The sequence below is a fragment of the Marinomonas vaga genome (assembly GCF_055388305.1).
Window position 1 is genome coordinate 245,137 of the sequence record NZ_AP043903.1, and the last position, 15,783, is coordinate 260,919.

At 47.6% G+C, this 15,783-nt stretch carries 10 protein-coding genes; 5 read left to right on the forward strand and 5 right to left on the reverse strand.

All coding sequences use genetic code 11. The features are described from left to right. Positions 1 to 14 precede the first annotated feature (14 nt). Together ACZ5DR_RS01150 and ACZ5DR_RS01155 are read right to left on the reverse strand one after the other, a co-directional pair. A complete protein-coding gene (locus ACZ5DR_RS01150; protein ID WP_377364713.1) occupies positions 15 to 2,018 on the reverse strand; it encodes an ATP-binding protein in 2,004 nt (667 codons plus the stop codon). Beyond that, positions 2,015 to 2,560 carry a heme NO-binding domain-containing protein gene (locus ACZ5DR_RS01155; protein ID WP_377364711.1) on the reverse strand — a complete coding sequence of 182 codons (546 nt, stop codon included), beginning with the start codon at positions 2,558 to 2,560 and terminating at the stop codon, positions 2,015 to 2,017. The genes ACZ5DR_RS01150 and ACZ5DR_RS01155 overlap by 4 nt, the downstream gene beginning before the upstream one ends. Positions 2,561 to 2,705: 145 nt before the next feature. Between ACZ5DR_RS01155 and ACZ5DR_RS01160 the strand changes: the two genes are divergently transcribed. The 4 genes from ACZ5DR_RS01160 to ACZ5DR_RS01175 all read left to right on the forward strand — a co-directional run bounded on the left by ACZ5DR_RS01160 (position 2,706) and on the right by ACZ5DR_RS01175 (position 8,242). Further along, positions 2,706 to 3,794, forward strand: a complete 1,089-nt coding sequence (locus tag ACZ5DR_RS01160) for a response regulator (RefSeq protein WP_377364709.1) — start codon at positions 2,706 to 2,708, stop codon at positions 3,792 to 3,794. Positions 3,795 to 3,811: 17 nt separating this feature from the next. Then, a complete protein-coding gene (locus ACZ5DR_RS01165) occupies positions 3,812 to 6,085 on the forward strand; it encodes a sensor domain-containing diguanylate cyclase (RefSeq protein WP_377364707.1) in 2,274 nt (757 codons plus the stop codon). Positions 6,086 to 6,239: 154 nt separating this feature from the next. Next, positions 6,240 to 7,286, forward strand: a complete 1,047-nt coding sequence (locus ACZ5DR_RS01170; protein ID WP_377364705.1) for an NAD(P)-dependent alcohol dehydrogenase — start codon at positions 6,240 to 6,242, stop codon at positions 7,284 to 7,286. Between the two features lie 65 nt (positions 7,287 to 7,351). Further along, positions 7,352 to 8,242, forward strand: coding sequence for an AraC family transcriptional regulator (locus tag ACZ5DR_RS01175; RefSeq protein WP_377364703.1), 891 nt, complete (start codon positions 7,352 to 7,354; stop codon positions 8,240 to 8,242). A gap of 16 nt (positions 8,243 to 8,258) precedes the next feature. On the opposite strand, the gene ACZ5DR_RS01180 is transcribed toward ACZ5DR_RS01175, so the two are convergent. Beyond that, the gene (locus ACZ5DR_RS01180) at positions 8,259 to 9,266 is read right to left on the reverse strand and encodes a response regulator (RefSeq protein ID WP_377364701.1); all 1,008 of its coding nucleotides are present in this window, start codon (positions 9,264 to 9,266) and stop codon (positions 8,259 to 8,261) included. Positions 9,267 to 9,281: 15 nt separating this feature from the next. Beyond that, positions 9,282 to 12,635, reverse strand: coding sequence for an MHYT domain-containing protein (locus ACZ5DR_RS01185; RefSeq protein WP_377364699.1), 3,354 nt, complete (start codon positions 12,633 to 12,635; stop codon positions 9,282 to 9,284). Between the two features lie 278 nt (positions 12,636 to 12,913). On the opposite strand from ACZ5DR_RS01185, the gene ACZ5DR_RS01190 reads away from it, so the two are divergent. Next, positions 12,914 to 14,092, forward strand: coding sequence for an AGE family epimerase/isomerase (locus ACZ5DR_RS01190; RefSeq protein ID WP_377364697.1), 1,179 nt, complete (start codon positions 12,914 to 12,916; stop codon positions 14,090 to 14,092). Between the two features lie 61 nt (positions 14,093 to 14,153). Here ACZ5DR_RS01190 and ACZ5DR_RS01195 read toward each other — a convergent pair whose 3' ends face one another. Beyond that, positions 14,154 to 15,779, reverse strand: a complete 1,626-nt coding sequence (locus ACZ5DR_RS01195) for an electron transfer flavoprotein-ubiquinone oxidoreductase (RefSeq protein ID WP_377364695.1) — start codon at positions 15,777 to 15,779, stop codon at positions 14,154 to 14,156. Positions 15,780 to 15,783: the final 4 nt, after the last annotated feature.

Sequence of the window (15,783 nt, forward strand, 5' to 3'; positions counted from 1 at the left end):
CAAACGGTCGGAGCTTAGCAACGGTGCTCCGACCGTTTTATCAATCCTTCGGTCAGTTGTCTGGCACGGTCAAACTCCAAATCGTCCAATGCCGTAATAAGTGCTTCTAAATCCGATGAATATTGTGAGTAGCTCAAATGGGGCTTTAGAGCGTGTGTGTATTCCGTTGCGGCAAAGTCCCCCTCGTGAACCAAGACTTTTAACGTCTCTAACGTCATGAGCAAACTTTCTGGTGGCAGATCTGCTTTTGTGTTTTCTAAGGTTTTGGCCGCTAACTCACGTAGTTGAACCATGCTGCGATTAAGCGTTTGGGAGCTGGTTATCAACTTCTGATATACAACATCCGTGATTTCGGCATCGAGGGATTCTAGGTGCTCTATGTCTCGCGCCACAGCCACCATATCAACCGCTCCAAGATGACTAAACATGCCTCTTAGATCGTGCCCCAGACGTTTTACCGCTGCCAAAGAGTGCTCTCGCCTCAATAGGTCAAATTGTGCCGCGATATTCGGGTATTTACTTTCACAGCGATCCCATAACTCTATGTATTTCGGTAGCCCTTGGGGAATGCGGACTAGCGCCCGTTTCAGTTGAATACCCGGTAATGCTTTCGGCAAATCTCCTGATGTTACCACACTCTGACCTTGGTCATTCGGTACGTGCTCTACCCCACGCCACTTTAATAACACCGACTTGAGTGCAATAGGATCAATGGGCTTAGTGATGTGGTCATTCATACCGGCAGCAATACTGCGCTCATAATCCCCTTCCATCGCATGGGCCGTCAGGGCAATGATAGGCAAATTGGCAAATTTTGGTTGGGAGCGAATACGATCAGTGGCTTCAAACCCATCTACTGTTGGCATTTGTACATCCATCAACACCAAATCAATGGCATGACTTTCAAGTACCTGTAGCGCCTCAGCGCCATTTTCTGCTGGGTAAACCTGCACTCCAAGCTTACTGAGCAAATTGGAGACGATCATCATATTAATGGCATTGTCTTCTGCCACCAGCACTCGAATGCCTTGTAATGCTTCAGCCTCGTTTAGGAAGCTTGAAAGTTCATCCTGATTTTCTGGTTGTACTTTAGACTCTGATTGTTCCAGATGGGCTTCTGCCAAGGGCAGCTGAATACGTAGAGTGAACTCAGACCCTTGCCCCAAACAACTTTCAATATGAATGTCGCCGTCCATCATATCCACTAACTGTTTGGTAATGGAGAGCCCCAACCCTGTGCCTCCAAAACGTCGACTGGTGGAAATGTCTGCCTGAGAAAACGGCGCAAATAGCGTGTCTAAAGAGTCATCGGCAATACCAATACCCGTGTCCTTAACTTTCACTTCTAGATGCGCCACGTTGGCGACCCGGTGCAACAAAGACACCTTCACGTCCACCTGTCCATTGTTGGTGAATTTGATGGCATTGTTCACCAAATTGGTGAAAATTTGACTGATTCGGACCGAATCCCCCACAAAGGACTTAGGTACATCGTCTGCATAATCAATGTGGAAACCTATGCCTTTTTTACGGGCATTTAGGTGGTTAATGTCGTACACACCTTGTAATACTTTGTCTAACGCGAAGACCTCATGCTCAAGGGTCAGCTGCCCCGATTCCACTTTAGAAAAGTCTAGAATGTCATTGATGATCACCAATAAATTAGACGCAGAGCCTTGGATCTTATTAAGGTAATCTCGCTGACCGTCAGCGAGCTGAGTATCTTGTAGCAAATGCGCCAAACCTATGATGGCATTCATCGGTGTGCGGATCTCATGACTCATGTTGGCTAAGAAAAAGCCCTTATGCTTATTGGCAGTTTCTGCTAACTCCAACGCAGAACGGAGTTCTTCGGTTCTTTGCAGAACCAGATCTTCCTGCTGGGCCACCAAATCACGTAAATGCTTGTTCGCCTCGTACAGCTCTGTCGCTTTCACTTCCAGCAACATTTCCGCTTCAAGGCGCGCTCGTTTCTCGCGTTCTAGGCGCTTTTTAAGGCGTTCTTCTAAATCTTTCACGACAGGTTACGAATATCAAAATGTGTTTCGAACATAGACTCGGTATCAAAGCTCTCATGGCTGATCTCCAGAGTTTCCCCATAGTATTTGGCGCACCCCTTAATAAGACCTAGGGCGAGCAACGAAAATGGCCGCTTTGAACGGTATTGCATCAGCAAATGGTTTTCTCCAAGACGCTGACAGGTAAACGACGGCAACTCCGCATTGGGATAGAGCTTCATTACCTCGATATGAATGGTTCCATCTACGGATTCAAGCATTTCTATAGTATTCGACTTGCCTTCAGCTAGCGTCGGATACTTGCTAATCAGGACACCAAACAAGTGCTCACCAAAGACCTCCACTAAGGTATCCACAGGGATATCTGTGACCTGGCTAAGGGTCACCACGAGTTTGATCATATCGGTATGGGTGTAATAGCCGACGGAAGTAAACGCCCCTTCAGTCGATAATCCTGGAGCGTCGAGCAGGTCATCTAGCACCTCTTCAGAGAAGCGATCTTTGACCATGTCCATAAATTCGGTATACACGATTCCTAACATAACGTAACCCTTATTTATTTGCGGAGCGGAACGAGTTGGTTAAGAATTAAACTATCACACCGCTTCAATAATTCATTAGTCCGTACGTGGAGTTTTGTTAATTGTTGTGAAAGTCGTACTTTTAGCAGAGACAGAAAGGAATCCCATGATTGACCAGCCTTTAAAGACTGTTTTGGTGATCGATGATGAGCCTATGAACATCAAGGTCATCTCCGGCACATTAAAAGACAAGTACCGCGTACTCGTAGCGAAAAGCGGACAACAGGCGTTTGAACGACTAGAGCAGCAGCGCCCAGACCTTATTCTGCTGGACATTATGATGCCAGAAATGGATGGCTACGAAGTGTGTCGCACGATCAAGGCAGCACCTGCCACAGCGACTATACCAATCATCTTTGTCACGGCCATGAGCGAGCATGTGGATGAGGAAAAAGGATTTGCGGCTGGCGCGGTGGACTACATCACTAAGCCAATTTCCCCAGTCATTATTCAAGCACGTATTAAGAACATCTTAGACCTGATGGATGCTCAACAAGCCTTAACACGCCAAAATCAAGCACTTGAACAAACCGTGGCCGAGCGGACCTCTGAACTGCGCCTGACACAACACGTCACCATTCAGGCGTTAGCATCCTTAGCCGAAACCCGAGACAACGAAACCGGTAACCATATCCGCCGCACTCAGTACTATGTAAAAGCCCTAGCAGAACACCTTGCCAGTGTGGGTTATTATCAAGACGAACTCACCCCTACCAACATCGACTTACTGTTTCGGTCGGCGCCACTGCATGACATTGGCAAGGTGGGAATCCCAGACAATATTCTTTTAAAACCTGGAAAACTCACCCCAGAAGAGTTCGAAATCATGAAGAGCCATGCTTCTCTGGGGGCTCAAGCATTACTGTCTGCCCAAGAAACCGTCCCTGAGCTCGAATCTTCGTTTCTTCGCTATGCTCGGGAAATCGCCGCATACCACCATGAAAAATGGGATGGTTCAGGCTACCCCTATCAGCTGGCAGGGCATGATATCCCCATTGCTGGACGCATTATGGCCTTAGCAGATGTCTATGATGCCCTTATTTCTGAACGTATTTATAAGCCTGCTTTCAGCCATGAGAAAGCAAAAGCTATTTTGTTAGAGGGTAAAGGGAGACACTTTGACCCGAACATCACCGATGCTTTTATGGCCATCGAAGAAACCTTCGTCAACATAGCACAGGAATTTAAGGACTAGCCGTCCTTGGAGAGAAGATGCCCCACAATATTCGACGCAAAGTGATTGAGAAGTATGACCTAGAAAGCCATGCTGACCCTGCATTAACCACCTTGCTTAAAAGCATTGCCACCTTATTTGATATCCCCATTGCTCTGGTCACTATTGCCCGCGGACAAGAACTCCACCTCCATGCTCGACTTGGCATAGAAGCGGTCAGTGTGCCAGTGGAAGGGGCTTTTTGTACCGACGTAATTAATGAAGAACGTCTCATAGTCATTGATGACTTGGAACAACACGAACGCTTCAAAGACTTTGACGTAGTGAAACAAGACCAGCTTCGCTTTTATGCGGGCTGTCCTCTGCGCATGGATAACGTAGTAATCGGCACGGTTTGTATCATGGACACCAAGCCAAGAACGCTCACAGAGGAACAACAGCAAGCCCTGTCTCAACTCAGTGACTTCGTCAGTTCTCACCTCACCTTAGTAAATGAACACTACAATCTGGAAGCTGAACATAGCCTACTAGACAGCTCTCCAGCGGTACTGATTCGCTGGCGCTTCCGCAGTGGCATTGAGCTCCAAAGCATTACTCGCAATGTGGAGGATGTGCTGCATCTGAATTATGAAAAGCTCATGTCCAAGGAGCTTCATTTTGAACTCAGTCTAACCCCTGAAAGCCAAGACGAATTCAACTTCATGCTGCAGTCTCACTTGTCTGGGGTACAAACCACGGAATGTAATCTGGAAATTGCCTTACCCCACCGCAAGATATGGGTGCGCCTGCTATCAAAAGCCTTTTATAGCGATACAGGAAAGCTACACAGTATCCAAGCCATCGCCACCGATAACACAGAACACAGATACATAGAGCATCGACTCAATGAAGCCAACAAACAGATGCGTTTGTTACTGGAAGCCTCAGAGCTAGGCACATGGGATTACGATGTACTGACTGACACCACTAAGGTCAACCATCGTTGGTGCGACATCATTGGGGTGGATTACGAATTCTATGATGGCAGCACTCGGTTTTGGCAACAGCGCATTCATCCTGCGGATGTGACTCAGGTTAAAGCATTAATCGAGGCACACATGAAAGGGGAAACCAGTATCTATAGCGCCAGTTATCGCATGAGACATGAAAACGGTGATTGGATTTGGATCGAAACCTATGGACGTATTGTAGAGAGAGACGGGAACAATACTCCCCTACGGTTAGCGGGGACTCACCGAGACATCACCGAGCGCAAGATTGCGGAAATCAACCAAACTAAGCAGGCCCAACTACTAGGCTTCATCAATAAGGCTCGTGCCGCATACCTGGATAACAACGACTTGTCAGGCGCATGTCAGCAAATATTACCTGAGTTGATCGATATTGCAGACAGCCAGTTCGCCTTTATTGGACAAGTGGTCATAGAAGATGATCGCAGACGTCTCTTTATTCACGCTATTTCAGAATTAAGCTGGAACGCCGCCAGTGAAGCGCTGGTAGACCTCTATAAAGGTCGAAAACTGTATTTTGATTCTTTTGATAACTTATTTGGTAGCGTTATTACCACGGGTAAAAACGTCATCAGCAACCAACCCGCAAACCATACCGCAGCTCGGGGAACCCCTACTGGGCACCCTCCAATTTACCGCTTTATGGGGTTACCCATTGAAGTGCAAGGAGAGCTTGTAGGCATGATCGGTTTGGCAAACAAATTCGGGCACTATACGGAAGAAGACGCCAATTTTTTGAAGCCCTTACTAGACGCTTTAGGCGGACTTTTCTACGCCATTGAACTAGAAAAGGCACGTTCGGCTGCAGAAGATATGCTGCAACGTATGGCCATGACTGATGCCCTTTCCGGCCTTAATAATCGACGTTCCTTCTACGATTACGCCGCAAACCTGCAGAACGCTCCTGACACTTACTATGCCATGATTGATATCGATCACTTTAAAAAAGTGAACGACACCTATGGCCATGATGCTGGTGATGATGTGATTCGACACCTGTCTCAAGTGCTTAAGGATCAGCTTTCTCAGGATTGCTTTATTGCGCGAATGGGAGGGGAAGAGTTCTGCATTATCTTTGAGAATCAAGGGCCTGATCAGGTTCACCAACAGCTCGAAAACCTCCGTCAAACCATTGAACAAGATGCCATCGAAACCAATGGTCACAACCTCACAGTGAGTATTAGCATTGGGGTGGCAGAACTTGCTCAAAAGTCCAGCGACTCCACTTTAATCGACGCCGACAAAGCCCTGTATCAAGCCAAGCAACAGGGACGAAATCAGATCATCTGGTCGGATACATAAAGCGCTATCCTTAGCGCTTTATGCCTTTTACATCAAAAACCCTGATTAACACTTGTAGAAACAGGCAAGCCTCTTAGAGAATCGTGATAACCCAAAACTCTATGAACACGTATAGTAGTGAATACATTTTCCACCATTCATAGAGGATTTCCGCATGAAAACTGTTGGATACGCAGCTCATTCTTCTGAAGCTCACATGGTTCCTTATCACTTCGAGCGTCGTGCCCTACGAGGAAACGATGTTGCCATCGAAATTTTATACTCTGGCGTTTGCCACTCTGATTTACACACAGTGAATGGCGATTGGGGCCCGCAACCTTACCCTCTCGTACCGGGCCATGAGATCGTCGGTGTGGTTCAGTCCATTGGTTCTGACGTTAAAAACTACAAGGTGGGTGACCGTGTCGCCGTGGGCTGTATGGTTGATAGCTGCCAAGAGTGTGATCAATGTCACGCAGGAGAAGAGCAATTCTGCCGCAACGGTATGACTCCGACTTACGGCGCACCAGACCGCATTTCTGGAGAAACAACCCAAGGCGGTTACTCTAAGCACATCGTGGTACGTGAAGAGTTTGTACTGAGCATTCCAGAGGGCATGGACCTATCTAAGTCAGCCCCCATTCTGTGTGCCGGCATTACGACCTACTCACCACTGCGTAACTGGGGTGTGAAAGAAGGTTCTCGTGTTGGCGTGATCGGCCTTGGTGGCCTTGGTCATATGGCAGTGAAATTGGCCGTAGCCATGGGTGCCGAAGTGACTGCTATTAGCCGTACAGATAAAAAAGCAGCCGAAGCCAAAGAAATCGGCGCCAAAGGTCTACTGGCTTCTTCTGACGAAAGTGCTATGGCGGCTGCCGCAAGTAGCTTCGACCTGATCATTGACACCATTCCAACCAAGCACAACGTTGACCAATACACGCCTCTTTTGGCAGTCAATGGGTCTTTGGTGATCGTTGGACAAGTAGGCGAAATGGACAGTTTCTCCTCTTTCCCACTGTTATTCGGTCGTCGCAGTGTGGCGGGTTCATTGATTGGTGGTATCGCAGAAACACAAGAAGTGCTGAACTTCTGTGCTGAGAAAAATGTCTACCCAGAATGTGAAATCATCAAAGTAGATCAAATCAATGATGCGTTCGAACGCATGGCGAAAGGTGATCTAGCACACCGAATCGTTATCGACATGGCATCTCTTGAAGCATAAGACGATGCAACGCCCCCTCTTTGAGGGGGCTATTCCTGCCCCAAGGAATGATTAAGGAGCACACAGTGACCGCAAACTTACAACCGCTTATCGACCAAATTCGCCGTTACACATCAGGCGATGGCACCCATTTGACGCCACTAAAGTCCATGTCCTTCTTTACCCGATCAAAGCCTTCCACCTGTGACGCCAATATTTATAAGCCGTCCTTAATCGTTACCTTACAAGGTGAAAAGCAGCTGCATATATTTGGTGAAACCTGCGTATTTAAGCCCGGTGATTGTTTGATTACGGCGGTGGATATGCCCATGCTGTCGAACATGGTTAAGGCCACTAAAGAAGAACCCTATGTGTGCGTGATTTTTGAATTGGATACGGATGCGGCGGCGGATCTTATAACCGAAATGGATATCCCAACGGCGTCACCACCAGACAAAACTAGCCCCGCGGTGAGCATCACCTCTGTGAGCGATGACATCCTCGACATCATTAAACGGTCGTTGTCCCTGCTGGATAACCCTAGGGACATTCCTGTGCTGTATCCCATGCTAGAACGGGAGTTGATTTACCGCTTGCTAACCTCTGAACAAGGTTCACGCTTAAAACATAGCTGCGTATTAGACAGCTCCAGCCATAAGATCTCTCGGGCAATTAAGTACCTCAACCAAAATTACCGGGAAACGATTCGCGTAGAAGAGTTAGCTGAGCTGGTTAATATGAGTGTGTCGTCCATGCACAGCCACTTTAAGGCGGTCACTACCTTGACCCCGCTGCAATATCAAAAGCAGCTACGTCTTCAAGAAGCCCGTCGTCTGATTGTAAGAACCAGTGATGTGTCTAGCTCCGCCTATCAGGTTGGCTACGAAAGCGCTTCCCAATTTAGCCGAGACTACAGTCGTCTGTTTGGTTTGCCGCCGTCCCAAGATAAAATGAGACAGCAGCAAGAATATCAATAAGACGTAAACGAGAGACCTAGGCGGTCCCTTGTCGCTCCGAAAACTCCGTCTTAATCTGTAGGATTTGTGGCAGCTCTTTTATAAACAAGGGGATGAGTTCTGGGTCAAAGTGCTTACCTGCTTGTTCCTCAAGTAAAGCCACCGCGTCTTCGACTTTCCATGCAGGTTTGTAAGGACGTTCACTGGTTAGGGCATCAAACACATCAGCAATGGCCGCTATGCGCCCTTCGATTGGGATGTCTTTACCACTTAATCCATGGGGATAACCACTACCGTCCCATTTTTCATGGTGTGAAATGGCAATGGATCGCGCTAAGGCCACCAGTTGAGATTTAGGGTTCGAAAGAATGTCGGCACCTATCTGTGCATGGGCTTTCATTTGTCGAAATTCGTCATTATCCAGACGCCCCGGCTTCAGCAAAATATTGTCTGGGATCGCAATTTTACCCAAGTCATGCATTTGCGCCGCAAGCTGAAGCTCCATAGCCAATTCTTCGTCAATGCCTGCCGCTTTGGCTAACACATAAGAATACCGGCTCATACGCTGCACGTGCATACCGGTTTCGTTGTCCTTGTACTCCGCAGCACGGCCCAGTCGTTGAATCAGATCCACTTGGGTTGCCTTTAGCACGTCGGCTTGGACCAAGGACAATTGGGCTTTTACCCGAGCCATAACAATGGAAGGCACTACGGGTTTAGTGATGTAATCCACTGCCCCCATTTCGAATCCATGTTCTTCGTCTATGGTGTCTTTTAAAGCTGTCACAAAGATCACTGGGATGTTTTCTAATGACTTAGTGGCCTTCATTTTTTTGCACACGTCAAAGCCTGTCATGCCGGGCATCATGACATCCAATAACACCATATCCATGGGTTCTTTCGCCATCAGCTCCAGGGCCGCCATGCCCGATCTAGCAAACGCTAGACGGTAATGATCTTGTAGCACTTGGCGTAGGATCTTTAGGTTCGCAGGCTCATCATCCACAATCAGGATGCGGGGTAAAACTTTTTCCAGCAATGACATTCTATCGGTGTACCTTTAAATACTTGTTTGCGCTTCTTTAATACGGGTGATGGCCACATCAAAATCAAATTCGTCAACGGCATTGATCGCCTTACGAATGGTCGGACGTAGCCGCGCCCCAACGCCCTTTTCAAGGTTGCTAGCCAGCTCATCATCGATCTCACCAGACAGAGTAATTTGCAACCACTGCTCCAACATTTCATGCAGCTCATATCGGCTTAGCTCTGGCTCGTCTACTGGCGTGTCAGGCTTCGTATCTTCTGTCGGTGCTAACACCTGGACCTCTTGATCAAACACCTTCCATTGCATTTGAATTCGCTCGACTGCCTGGGTGACCTTGTCAAAACTCTGTTCCCGCAACACGTTTTCGAGTTGAGCATATAAGGGCAACAAAGGCAGCAAGGCCAAATTCCCAGACACCCCTTTCAAGGCGTGGGCATGCTCGGCAAGTCGTTTCCACTGCTCTGCTTTTGCTAGTTTACTCAGGGACTGAACGGTCTGGTCGTATTTATCATGGAACTTGATCACCTCAGATACATACATGGCTTCATCTCCCCATAATTCCGAACCTTTGGCTAAATGAACCACGTGGTAAGGGGTCAGAACCTGAGAGACCTCTTGTCGAGCTGTCGCCATTAGAGCCTCTGCGTCCAACTCTAACGCTCTTGCCATTTCTTGGGTCAATTGGGCAATGTTCACAGGCTTATTCGCAAATCCGGTCATCCCTGCTGCTTTCGCTTGCAGACGATCTTCTAAGAGAACACTAGCAGTCAACGCAATGATTGGGGTCTGCTCTAAGCTGTGGTCTTGTTCGTATTCGCGGATCGTGCGACTGGCTTCAAGACCATCCAGCACTGGCATTTGAATATCCATCAGGACAATATCTGGGGGATTCGTCTGGAACATTTCCACCGCTTCTTGACCATTTCGAGCCTGCCAAACCGTGTGGCCACGCTTGGTCAGCAGCAAGGTCAATAGAGTGATGTTCTCTTCAATGTCATCCGCCACTAGGACATTCATCGGCGGCAAATTAAGAATGTATTTGTCCCCCGCTAAGTCCGACTCGTTTGCCTCTTGAAGAGGAAGGTCGAAGTAGAAGCAACTGCCCTGCCCAATCACACTGGTGGCATTAATGTCGCCCCCCATCAGCTCAACGAGTTGCTTGGAAATAGTCGTACCCAAGCCTGTTCCGCCAAAGCGACGGCTCATGGAGGCATCCGCTTGAGTAAATGGCTCAAAGATGGCGTCAATTCTATCTTGGGCAATCCCTATGCCGGTATCCACTACCGCAAAACGCAACCAACCTTGTTTATTCGGTGTTTTGCTAATACGTAAATCCACGGATCCTTTCTCAGTGAACTTAATGGCGTTACCTACTAGGTTCATCAACACCTGACGGATTCGATCCTCTGCCCCCAACAGGACTGGCGGCAGATCATCTTGCACCTCTAACCCTAAAGTGAGGTCCTTGTTTTTGGCTTGCAACCAAAGGGTTGACACTACCATGTCCACACAAGCAGATAAGCGGAACGGAAGCTTCTCAATTTCAAGCTTGCTCTTGTCGAGTTTGGCACTGTCGAGAATGTCGTTCAGAAGGTGTAACAAAGATTGAGCCGAACGACTGATGGTTTGCAGGTGACTGCGAGCGTCAGTGGGTAATTCAGAATCTAGTAGGATGTCACTAAAGCCAATAATAGAGTTCATCGGGGTACGAATCTCATGGCTCATATTGGCTAGGAAAGCCGCTTTTGAATCCGCTGCTTCTTCTGCTTTTTGCTTCGCATGACGCAGCTCAGATTCCATGGCCTTACGCTCAGAAATATCCAGCATGACCCCATCAATCCACTTAGCGTTGCCAACCTCGTCGTACACTATGGTGCCACTTTCTAGCACCCATAGAATTCGACCATCTCGATGAGTAATACGGTATTCAAGCTCGTAACGGTCTTGAACCCCCACCGCCTGCTCAAAAAACTGCACCACCCGTGTCTGATCTTCCGACAGTAACCAAGAACCAAAACTTAAGGTGCCGTCTAGGTACTCTTTGGCATGATGTCCATTAAGGTCGAAAATGGCATCTGATAAAAACAAAGGAGTCCAGTTGTCATCTAATAAACAACGGAACGACACACCGGGAATATTGCGCACCAAGGAACTGAGCCGCTCTTCACTCTTGGTCACCCGAGATTCCATTGCTTTACGCTCAGAAATATCAGACACATAGGCAACGTAAAGCAGCTCACCTTCTCTTAAATTGATGCTGCCGATGCCCACTTGAATCGGAAATACAGTGCCATTTTTGTGTTTGGCTGAAATCTCTTTGGAGTTACCCAACACAGAAATCTTACTAGGATTAAAGTAATCCAGCATAAAACTGTCATAGTCTGGGTGATCAGCATCGGGCATCAACACATGAATGCATTGACCAATGAGCTCCTCTTGAGACCAACCAAAAATCCGCTCGGAAGCCGCGTTTAATTCTTGAATTTCACCTTTGGCATTAATTGTCATCAAACCATCGGTAGCGGTATCCAAAATAGCCTGTAGGCGCGCTTCACTGTCCGTTTTTTCTGCCAGCATCTGACGGTATCGCAATTGAGCGCTCACATTCATCGCCAACACAAACACAATCATCGAAAATAAGCCAACGGCGTACCCCATCATGCCATCGTCATTAAACGCGGAGCTGAAGGTCATTCCATTTGCCGTATCGTCGATGAAATAAGCTGCCGCCATCCCGGTGTAATGCATACCCGCGATCGCACAGCCCATAATAGGAGCGGCAACCAATTTAATCTTGATTGGAGACAGCTTTGGGAAGGTTTTACGCATGAAGGATCGTGTGCCTAAAGCCACACAAGCCAAAAACACCGCAACAAAAATAGAGGTGATAAACAGATAAGGGTTGTACTTAAGTGTCAGGTGCATTTCCATGGCCGCCATACCGATGTAATGCATGGCACCAATCCCTGCCCCCACAATGATACCGTTACGAAGGGTATTCGCGATGGAGTCAATGTTACGCACCAGAGACTTAATCACCATGTAACTGGCAACTAGAGCAGGAAATAAAGACAAGATGGTAATGCTAGGATCGTAGTGCATGCTATGAGGCATCACAAAGGCAAGCATGCCGACAAAGTGCATGCTCCAGATGCCGCCGGCGAGAATCAAAGCCCCTGAAAACTGCGCCACCATCTGATAGCGTTTTACAGAAATAAATCGGGCTGTTTCGGCCAATCGTAGGGCAAAGAAAGAAGCACTGGATGCTACGAGAACCGATAACACCACTAGAAAAGCATCATAATGCCCAGCCACAAGCGTAACGCCTGTAAGATCCGTAATGAATAAGGAAGACAGCCAATTCATAAAATATGTAATACCTAATTGCTTTGAAATAATATTGCATCAACCAATCAATCTCATCGCAATAAATCACTGAACGCAATTTTATGAATCTGAGAGCCGTCTTCCCTCTAGGCTAAAGATTAGGGTGATTAGTATACAGACAAGTGGTTTACGATTTTAAGCTCATACCTGAACTCGTCATTTTTTTTCACCTTTCGGTTAAAGTTAAATGCGCTTCTCTTGCACTTCTACCTACCTTTGCAGTACAAACGAGTGGCAAAATAATAAGGACGAAGGCTATGGCTCAAGCATTTAACACCACGCAGTTTCTCAAGCACCATACTCAAAGCATATTGAATTTTTACGAACCCGTCGCAAAAGACCCTCTCGGCGGATTCTTTCAAAACTTTCGCGACAATGGCGAAGTATTTGATTCAAAAACCCGCCATCTAGTGTCCTCTACCCGCTTTGTCTTCAACTACTCAGAAGCCTATCGCAGAGGCTACGGCGATCACTACGCTGATTGGGCCAAACACGGACTGGATTTTATAGAACGCCAACACTATATCCCTGCAACTGGCCACTACGCTTGGATGCTCGGAGAAAGGGACGATCATACCGCCATGGCCTACGGCCAAGCATTTGTGGTATTGGCCTATGCCCATGCTCACATGGCAGGGATCGTGGATGGAACGCAAAAACTAGACCATCTTTATAACTTACTCGAGACGCACTTTTACCAGCCAGAATACGAAGCCTACGCAGACGAGTGCAGTGCCGACCTAAGCACCCTTGATCCTTACCGTGGGCAAAACGCCAACATGCATATGTGTGAAGCCTTTATTGCCGCTTACCGTGCCATCGGTGACGAACGCTTCTTGAGTCGCGCCCAGACCTTAGCCAAACGCTTTGCGGGAGAACTATGTGACACGGCTGGCGGCATGATCTGGGAACATTACGATGCAAACTGGCAACCGGATTGGAAATATAATATCGATAAGCCAGATGACTTATTTAAGCCCTGGGGATTCCAACCAGGTCACCAAGTAGAGTGGACAAAATTACTGCTTCAGTTAGACCAACTGAGCCCTGATACTTGGTATCGAGAACGCGCCCAGTCTTTGTTTGATCAGGCGGTACAATACGGCTGGGATCAAGAACACGGAGGCCTAGTCTATGGCTTTGCTCCCAAGACCCATGAGTTTGCCGATGCACAGAAATACTTCTGGGTTCAGGCGGAAGCCATCGCCGCCGCTTATCGCTTATATAAGGTCACAGAAGATGCCACCTATTTAGGCTGGTATGAGCGCCTGTGGCAATACAGCTGGGATCATCTGATCGATCATCAATACGGTGCTTGGTACCGCATTGTTGCTAGAGATGGCAGCAAGATCACAGATGAAAAGTCCCCAATGGGCAAGGTGGATTACCACACATTAGGGGCCTGCTGGGATGTGTTGGACACCATGGCGCGCTAGTTATAACGCGAAATACAGAGATAAAAAAACCAGCCAAGGCTGGTTTTTTTATCTGTAAGCGCTACATGTTGGGATAGTTTGGACCACCCGTGCCTTCCGGCGTGACCCAAGTAATGTTTTGCGCTGGGTCCTTGATATCACACGTTTTACAATGCAAGCAGTTCTGAGCATTGATCTGAAATTTAGGTCCAGCCTCTTGCTCAACGATTTCATAGACCCCAGCAGGGCAATACCTCTGGGCAGGTTCAGCAAAATCGGACAAGTTACTGCCCGTTGGGATGCTGTCATCTGCCAAGGTGAGGTGGCAAGGCTGATCTTCTTCATGGTTGGTATTTGACAAAAATACCGACGACAATCGATCAAAACTTAACTTCCCATCAGGTTTTGGGTAGGTAATTTTATTGGTGTCATTGGCCTTTTCCATTTGCGCGTAATCCAGAGAGGTATCGCGCAAGGTGAGAGGCATTTTGCCACCAAAGATGTTTTGATCAATGAAGTTAAAGGCGCCACCCCAGAAGGTACCAAACTTATGCATGGCGGGAGCAAAATTCCGTGTGCCGTATAACTCCTGTTTGAGCCATGACTGATCAAATAGCTCTTGAAAGGTCTTATCTAACGACAGCCCGTCACTACCAAAGACCTTAGCCATGGCTTCTGCCGCTAACATGCCAGACTTCATTGCCGTATGAGTGCCCTTAATTTTGGCAACGTTAAGGGTTCCTGCATCACAACCGATCAACATGGCACCAGGCATGGTCATGGTCGGCAGTGCATTCCAGCCGCCTTTTGCGATGGCACGGGCACCATAGGACACACGTTCCGCCCCTTCAAGATATTGCTTAATAACAGGGTGATGCTTGAGACGTTGGAATTCTTCGTATGGGGACAACCAAGGATTTTGGTAATTCAAGTCCACGATCAAACCAACCATTACTTGCTGATTATCACCGTGATACAAGAAGAAACCGCCACTGGCTTCCTCCAATGGCCAACCTGCACCATGTATAACAAGACCTGGCTGATGCTTCTCAGCGGGAATCTGCCAAAGCTCCTTAATACCTAAAGCATAATGCTGGGGATCCGCGGAGCGATTCAAAGAGAACTTCTCAATCAATTGCTTGCCTAGATGCCCACGGCAACCTTCAGAAAACACCGTATAAGTCGCATGCAGCTCCATACCTTCCATATAGGTTGGTAATTGTTCACCTTTAGCAGACACCCCCATGTCTCCTGTGGCCACACCTTTAACCGAGCCATCTTCATGGTACAGTACTTCCGCCGCAGCAAACCCAGGGAAAATCTCAACCCCTAAGCCTTCGGCCTGCTCTGCTAACCAACGACAAAGATTGCCAACGCTGACAATATAGTTGCCATCGTTTTTCATGGTATTGGGCACTAGGGCATGGGGCAGTTCTTTTGCAATCTCTCCGTTTTTAAGCAAGTAGACTTCGTCTTTGCTTACCGGTGTGTTTAGAGGAGCGCCTAGCTCTTGCCAGTTGCTAAACAATTCATTTAATGCCCGTGGTTCAACCACTGCACCGGATAAAATATGCGCACCCACTTCTGAGCCTTTTTCCAGTACACAGACATTTAGATCTTCATTGAGCTGCTTTAATCGAATAGCAGTAGATAGGCCAGATGGCCCCGCTCCCACGATGACAACATCAAACTCCATCGATTCACGCATCACT